General features: G+C 61.3%; 9 protein-coding genes. 5 read left to right on the top strand and 4 right to left on the bottom strand.

What is annotated here, in order from left to right:
- Window positions 1-39 precede the first annotated feature (39 nt).
- The 4 genes from galU to ACK59Z_RS07715 all read right to left on the bottom strand — a co-directional run bounded on the left by galU (window position 40) and on the right by ACK59Z_RS07715 (window position 3,114).
- Window positions 40-879 (bottom strand): UTP--glucose-1-phosphate uridylyltransferase GalU, encoded by an 840-nt coding sequence (galU, locus tag ACK59Z_RS07730; RefSeq protein WP_003250908.1) that lies wholly within the window; start codon window positions 877-879, stop codon window positions 40-42.
- Window positions 880-1,115: 236 nt separating this feature from the next.
- On the bottom strand, window positions 1,116-2,030 hold the full coding sequence (locus tag ACK59Z_RS07725) for a c-type cytochrome (RefSeq protein ID WP_409292735.1): 915 nt from the start codon (window positions 2,028-2,030) through the stop codon (window positions 1,116-1,118).
- Window positions 2,027-2,677: a cytochrome c gene (locus ACK59Z_RS07720; protein ID WP_004576587.1), complete on the bottom strand. Its 651-nt coding sequence runs from the start codon at window positions 2,675-2,677 to the stop codon at window positions 2,027-2,029. Before ACK59Z_RS07720 ends, ACK59Z_RS07725 begins: the two co-directional genes overlap by 4 nt.
- Window positions 2,678-2,754: 77 nt before the next feature.
- On the bottom strand, window positions 2,755-3,114 hold the full coding sequence (locus tag ACK59Z_RS07715; protein WP_003250915.1) for a hypothetical protein: 360 nt from the start codon (window positions 3,112-3,114) through the stop codon (window positions 2,755-2,757).
- Between the two features lie 159 nt (window positions 3,115-3,273).
- Here ACK59Z_RS07715 and ACK59Z_RS07710 point away from each other — a divergent pair, with 159 nt between their 5' ends.
- The 5 genes from ACK59Z_RS07710 (at window position 3,274) to modB (ending at window position 6,412) form a co-directional block, all read left to right on the top strand.
- Entirely contained in the window at window positions 3,274-3,576 is a 303-nt protein-coding gene (locus tag ACK59Z_RS07710; protein WP_003250918.1) for a DUF1883 domain-containing protein, read from the top strand.
- 7 nt (window positions 3,577-3,583) lie between these two features.
- On the top strand, window positions 3,584-3,754 hold the full coding sequence (locus tag ACK59Z_RS07705; RefSeq protein ID WP_003250919.1) for a hypothetical protein: 171 nt from the start codon (window positions 3,584-3,586) through the stop codon (window positions 3,752-3,754).
- 51 nt (window positions 3,755-3,805) lie between these two features.
- A complete protein-coding gene (locus ACK59Z_RS07700) occupies window positions 3,806-4,891 on the top strand; it encodes a nitronate monooxygenase family protein (RefSeq protein WP_102885670.1) in 1,086 nt (361 codons plus the stop codon).
- Between the two features lie 82 nt (window positions 4,892-4,973).
- Window positions 4,974-5,732, top strand: a complete 759-nt coding sequence (gene modA, locus ACK59Z_RS07695; protein ID WP_054889279.1) for a molybdate ABC transporter substrate-binding protein — start codon at window positions 4,974-4,976, stop codon at window positions 5,730-5,732.
- The gene (gene modB / locus ACK59Z_RS07690) at window positions 5,732-6,412 is read left to right on the top strand and encodes a molybdate ABC transporter permease subunit (protein ID WP_010954656.1); all 681 of its coding nucleotides are present in this window, start codon (window positions 5,732-5,734) and stop codon (window positions 6,410-6,412) included. The genes modA and modB overlap by 1 nt, the downstream gene beginning before the upstream one ends.
- Window position 6,413: the final 1 nt, after the last annotated feature.

Raw genomic sequence — 6,413 nt, 5'->3', positions numbered from 1 at the left:
AGCCATCCCGAAGGATGGCTTTGAGGCCAGCAGGGCTTATCAGTAAGCCTTGCCAGTCTTGTAGTAGTTCTCGAAGCAGAAGTTGGTCGCGTCGATGTAGCCTTCGGCGCCACCGCAGTCGAAACGCTTGCCCTTGAACTTATAGGCAATCACGCAGCCATCCTTCGCCTGCTGCAACAGGGCATCAGTGATCTGGATTTCACCGCCTTTGCCTGGCTTGGTATTGGCGATGATGTCGAAGATATCCGGGGTCAGGATGTAACGGCCGATGATCGCCAGGTTCGAAGGCGCGTCTTCCGGGGCCGGTTTTTCGACCATGTCGGTTACACGGAAGATGTCGTCGCGGATCATCTCACCTTTGATCACACCATACTTGTTGGTTTCCTGCGGGTCGACTTCCTGGATGGCGACGATCGAGCAGCGGTACTGTTTGTACAGCTTGACCATCTGAGTCAGCACGCCGTCACCTTCCGGGTTGACGCACAGGTCGTCCGCCAGCACCACCGCGAACGGCTCGTCGCCGATCAGTGGGCGGCCAGTGAGAATGGCGTGGCCGAGGCCTTTCATTTCGGTCTGGCGCGTGTACGAGAAGGAGCACTCGTCGAGCAGACGACGAATACCGACCAGGTATTTTTCCTTGTCGGTGCCCTTGATCTGGTTTTCCAGCTCGTAGCTGATGTCGAAGTGGTCTTCCAGGGCGCGCTTGCCGCGCCCGGTAACGATGGAGATCTCGTTCAGACCCGCATCCAATGCTTCTTCAACGCCATACTGGATCAGTGGCTTGTTGACCACCGGCAGCATTTCCTTGGGCATGGCTTTGGTAGCAGGCAGGAAGCGCGTGCCGTAGCCGGCTGCCGGGAACAAGCATTTTTTGATCATATACGTCCTTACAAAAGGCTAGGCCTGTGGAATTCGGCGCAGTCTAATCAGGCGGCAGTCACCTTACAATGCCCCCGTTAACGACCGTTGCCATCATAGAGATATCCCAGTGTAGATAGTTCCGGGGGATCGTAAATATTGCTGTCATACATGACCGTTGGATGACAGGGAAATCAGCGTGCCAGTGGCGGCCTTTTCAACGGGCTCACCCGCGAAGAGACCGCCACTGGCTGACCTCAGCTACCCGTCCCTTGTCCGATCAGCACCCCATCAACCTCCTGACCATACAGGTTCACCCCATCATTGGCATGAAATTTCACCCGCGTTTTCTCGATGGATCCCTCTACCAACCGCGGGTCCTGTGGCCGCTCGTGGCGGTTGATCCACGCCGCCACATCCCAGGCCTGCTGATCGCTGAGGCTGCCCGGCTTGCCCAACGGCATGTTGTATTTGATGAACGACGCAGCGGTATTGATGCGGTGCATGCCAGCCCCCCAGTTGTAGGAGTCCTTGCCCCAAAGCGGCGGCATTACGTACTCGCCGGCGACCTTTTGCCCTTCACCGTTATCGCCATGGCAAATCGCGCATTGTTCACGGTAAACCTGCTGGCCGCGCTTGAAGTCATAACCACCCTTGGGTTGTGCCACCTCCGGATAACCACGTCCGGCAATCTCCACGCCGGTCGGCGCCTTGGTCGACAGCCAGTATGAATACACCGCCAGGGCCGTCATCTGCGGGCTGTCAGCGGCCGGCGGCTTGCCGTTCATGCTGAACTGAAAACACCCTTGGATACGCTCGGCGAAGGTGTTGACCTTGTCATTCTTCTTGCGATAGGCCGGGTACATCGGGTAGGCACCCCACAACGGCGCCGAATGCGCCAACCGCCCCTGATCGAGGTGGCAGTTACTGCAGTTCATGCCGTTGCCCACCGCCTCGGGCATCAATCGGCGGGTGTCGACGAACAAGGCATGGCCTTCACGCACCATCTTGCCAAAGGCATTATCGGGCAACTCACGCTCAGCGGGCGGTACGAACTGCGGTGCAGCCTGCACATCGGGCACTTTCAACTGCGACTGGTCTTCCATGGCGATCGGCGCGGCCTGGGCGCTGCCCACGGCCAGCAGCAAAAAGGCGGGAATCAGGTTTTTCATGGCGTGACCTCCTGACTGGCGGGACGGGCGAAGAACTCGGCAACGGCCTTGATCTCCTCATCGGTCATGGCCTTGGCCACGCCGACCATCAGCTGATTGGGGTCATTGCTGCGGCTGCCGTCGCGCCAGGCATTGAGCTGTGCCACCAGATAACTGGCGGGCTGGCCGGCCAAGGGCGGGAAGTGTTCGCCCACCCCGCCGCCACCCGGCCCGTGGCATTGCACGCAACCTGGAATCTGCCGGCTCCAGTCGCCGTACAGGGCCATGCGGGTGGTCGGGTCATCGGCAATCTGCTGGCGGTGCAGGTCGCCAGCGGGCGCTGCTGGCAGGCTGGCCAGGTAGGTACTGACGGCCTTGATTTCGTCGTCGCTCAGGGCCTTGGCCAAAGGTTCCATCACCGGCTGCTTGCGGCTGCCGTTGCGCCAGTCCTGCAACTGCTTGGCAAGGTAACCGGCCGGTAGCCCGGCCAAACGTGGAAAGCCGGCAGCCGCAATGCCATTGCCGTCCGGGCCATGGCAACCCAGGCAGGCCATGGCTGCAGGGTTGGCCCCACCCTGGGTGAAGACCTTCTGACCCTCAGCGGCATGTGCCGTGGGCCAGATCAGGATCAGCAAGCTGCCGATCATCACGCGTCTCAACGGTGTCATCACGAATCTCCTTTTCTTTTGTTATATGTTTAGGCTTAAAACATATAAGCAGAGAAAGGAGGACCCGTTGCTTCAGATCAACTTCCGGAGATGCACTGCGTTGCCGCAGTGCGCACATCCCCAAGGCGCAGCGGGAAGTTATTCAGCCGCTCGTGCAGTTTGATGCTGCTGCCGCTGCCGCGCTTGTCGATATCCACCAGCGCCGCCGGGCCGGCACCTGAGGTGATTTTCTGCGGTACGATCAGCCGCAGGCCGTCGCCACGCTGCTCTTCGGTCAGCGGGTCACGCGTATCGGCAAGCTTTTCCTTTACGCAATCGGCATAGGCGCGTGGGCTCTTGCCAGAGATCACATCCATCGTTTCACGCGATTGCTCCAGCTCCGCGACGCTCACGCAGCCACCGAGCGCAACCGACAACGCCGCCACCATCCACTTCATTTGCTGCACCTCTCCCTTCAGGAATTCGCTTCGACCACATCCAGGCGGTTTTGCTCCCTGCTTTGGCAGAATTATCTACGCCTGGCGATCAACGCGGCAGTGTAACGGCACATCGTGGTATCTTTTGCTTTTGCAGATCCAAACCTTGCGGAGCATCACATGAAATTCGTACACCAGCGCGAGCACCTCAACGAGGACGATATTGTCGTCATCGAGTGCTCCCAGCGCTGCAATATCCGCCTGATGAACGACGCCAACTTCCGCAGCTTCAAGAACGGCGGCCGTCATACTTACCACGGCGGCCATTTCGAGAAGTTTCCGGCGAAGATCACCGTACCCAGTACCGGCTTCTGGAACATCACCATCGATACCGTCACCACTCGCCCGATCTCGGTCACACGCAAGCCAACGCTGACCCACAAGATCAAGATCATCCGTCGCTCGTCGTCGAAACTCAGATAAGGCCACCATGACCCAGACCATCAAGTACGTCATCAAATACAAGCTCGACGGCCAGCGTCGCTGGGATTTCGCGCTGATGCCCGATGCCTCGCAAGAGCAAGCCCTCGAGGCCCTGCGCAAGATCCACGGCGACGACGCCGAGAAAATCAGCGACATCCAGGTCAGCAAGGCCCTCTAAGACTTGCCGCAAGCCCCCGCCGCATCGCTCGCCCCACGCAAGGAGACTCGCATGAGCCATTGGCCCGACCGCCGTATCCTCGACCTGCTGGGCATCGAGCTGCCCATTCTACAGGCACCCATGGCGGGGGCGACCGGCTCGGCCATGGCCATTGCCGTGGGCCTGGCAGGTGGCTTGGGCGCCCTGCCCTGCGCCATGCTCAGCGGCGAGCAGGTGCGCGCCGAGATCGCCGCATTCCGCGCCGGCTGCCCGGGGCGCCCGCTGAACCTGAACTTCTTCTGCCACCAGCCGCCAGCGCCCGATGCCGAGCGCGATGCGCGCTGGAAGCAGGCACTTGAGCCTTATTACAGCGAAGTGGGCGCAGACTTCGCGGCGCCCACGCCGGTGTCCAACCGCGCGCCTTTCGACGAGCAGAGCTGCCTGCTGGTCGAAGCGTTGCGCCCGGAGGTGGTGAGCTTCCACTTCGGCCTGCCGCAGGCCGAACTGCTGCAGCGGGTAAAGGCCAGCGGTGCCAAGGTACTGTCCAGCGCCACGACTGTGGAAGAAGCGGCCTGGCTGGAGCGCAATGGCTGCGATGCGATCATCGCCATGGGTTATGAAGCCGGTGGCCATCGCGGCATGTTCCTCAGCGATGACATCACCAGCCAGATAGGCACCTTCGCGCTCGTACCGCAGGTGGCCGATGCCGTCGGCGTGCCGGTGATTGCCGCCGGTGGTATCGCCGACCACCGCGGGCTGTTGGCGGCACTGGCCCTGGGTGCCTCGGCAGTGCAGATCGGCACGGCTTACCTGTTCTGCCCCGAGGCCAAGGTGTCGCCAGCGCATCGCCGGGCGCTGGACAGCGCGCCTGCCAGCGACACCGCGCTGACCAACCTGTTCACCGGCCGACCGGCGCGCGGCATCAACAATCGCATCATGCGCGAGCTGGGGCCGATGAGCGAGCTAGCACCGCGCTTCCCGCTGGCGGGCGGGGCATTGATGCCTTTAAGGGCGATCACCGATCCGCAGGGTAAGAGTGATTTCAGCAATCTGTGGTCGGGGCAGGCGTTACGGCTGGGCCGGCACATGCCGGCGGGTGAGTTGACCCGGGAGATTGCCGGTAAGGCACTGGCAGTGATCGGTCACCAGGCATTCTGACAGGCAGACCTGGCCTCTTCCCGGCCAATGGCTTATCGCTATATAGTTAAGGCTATAACGATAACTTCAAGGAGCTGTCTTCATGCGTATCCGCTCGCCCCAGCTGGCCGTCACTGCCCTGGCCAGCCTGTTCGCCTTCAACACTGCCTGGGCCGACGAAGTCCAGGTCGCGGTCGCAGCCAACTTCACAGCCCCTATCCAGGCCATCGCCAAGGACTTCGAAAAAGACACCGGTCACAAACTGGTCGCGGCCTATGGCGCCACCGGGCAGTTCTACGCGCAGATCAAGAACGGTGCACCGTTCGAAGTGTTCCTCGCCGCTGACGACACCACCCCCAAGAAGCTGGAAGCAGAAAAGGAAACCGTACCCGGCTCGCGCTTTACCTACGCCATCGGCACCCTGGCCCTGTGGTCTGCGAAGGAAGGCTACGTAGATGCCAAGGGTGAAGTGCTGAAAAAGAACGAATACAAACACCTGTCCATCGCCAACCCGAAAGCGGCACCTTACGGCCTGGCCGCCACCCAGGTACTGGACAGGCTGAAGCTAACCGAAGCCACCAAAGGCAAGATCGTCGAAGGCCAGAACATCACCCAGGCCTTCCAGTTCGTCTCCACCGGCAACGCCGAGCTGGGCTTTGTCGCCCTGTCGCAGATCTACATGGACGGAAAGGTGACCCATGGCTCGGCCTGGATCGTGCCGTCCAACCTGCACGACCCGATCCGCCAGGACGCCGTCATCCTCAACAAAGGCAAGGACAATGCGGCCGCCAAGGCACTGGTCGAATACCTCAAGGGCCCGAAAGCCGCAGCGGTGATCAAATCCTATGGTTATGAACGCTGATGCCACTCGATGCCAGTGACCTGGGCGCCATCTGGCTGACCGTAAAACTGGCCAGCCTGACCACCCTGATCCTGCTGATCATCGGCACACCGGTCGCCTGGTGGCTCGCGCGCACGCGCTCTTGGCTGCGCGGGCCGGTGGGTGCGGTGGTGGCACTGCCGCTGGTACTGCCACCGACGGTGATCGGCTTTTACCTGTTGATCGCCCTTGGCCCGCACGGCTGGCTTGGTCAGGCCACCCAGGCGCTAGGCCTGGGCAGTGTGGTGTTCAGCTTCACAGGCCTGGTGATTGGCTCGACGGTGTATTCCATGCCGTTCGTGGTGCAACCCCTGCAGAATGCCTTTGGCGCGATCGGCCAGCGGCCCCTGGAAGTCGCCGCCACCCTGCGCGCCAGCCCCTGGGACACCTTCGTTCATGTGGTGCTGCCGCTGGCCCGCCCTGGCTTCGTCACTGCCAGCATCCTCGGCTTTGCCCACACGGTGGGCGAGTTTGGCGTCGTGCTGATGATCGGTGGCAACATTCCCGACAAGACTCGCGTGGTTTCGGTGCAAATTTTCGATCACGTCGAAGCCATGGAGTATTCACAAGCCCACTGGCTGGCCGGTGCCATGCTGGTGTTCTCTTTCCTGGTGCTGCTCTTGCTGTACGCTGGACGCCGCGGCAAAGCTGGCTGGAGCTGAA

The sequence above is a fragment of the Pseudomonas sp. KCJK9058 genome (assembly GCF_046230975.1).
Classification (GTDB): domain Bacteria; phylum Pseudomonadota; class Gammaproteobacteria; order Pseudomonadales; family Pseudomonadaceae; genus Aquipseudomonas; species Aquipseudomonas alloputida.
The sequence above is the reverse complement of the archived record's forward strand: the minus strand, read 5'-3'. Positions and strand labels throughout refer to the sequence as shown.

Coding starts and splice junctions, on each gene's coding strand:
- galU (WP_003250908.1), bottom strand. CDS start 879: ATGATCAAAAAATGCTTGTTCCCGGCAGCCGGCTACGGCACGCGCTTC.
- ACK59Z_RS07725 (WP_409292735.1), bottom strand. CDS start 2,030: ATGAAAAACCTGATTCCCGCCTTTTTGCTGCTGGCCGTGGGCAGCGCC.
- ACK59Z_RS07720 (WP_004576587.1), bottom strand. CDS start 2,677: ATGACACCGTTGAGACGCGTGATGATCGGCAGCTTGCTGATCCTGATC.
- ACK59Z_RS07715 (WP_003250915.1), bottom strand. CDS start 3,114: ATGAAGTGGATGGTGGCGGCGTTGTCGGTTGCGCTCGGTGGCTGCGTG.
- ACK59Z_RS07710 (WP_003250918.1), top strand. CDS start 3,274: ATGAAATTCGTACACCAGCGCGAGCACCTCAACGAGGACGATATTGTC.
- ACK59Z_RS07705 (WP_003250919.1), top strand. CDS start 3,584: ATGACCCAGACCATCAAGTACGTCATCAAATACAAGCTCGACGGCCAG.
- ACK59Z_RS07700 (WP_102885670.1), top strand. CDS start 3,806: ATGAGCCATTGGCCCGACCGCCGTATCCTCGACCTGCTGGGCATCGAG.
- modA (WP_054889279.1), top strand. CDS start 4,974: ATGCGTATCCGCTCGCCCCAGCTGGCCGTCACTGCCCTGGCCAGCCTG.
- modB (WP_010954656.1), top strand. CDS start 5,732: ATGCCACTCGATGCCAGTGACCTGGGCGCCATCTGGCTGACCGTAAAA.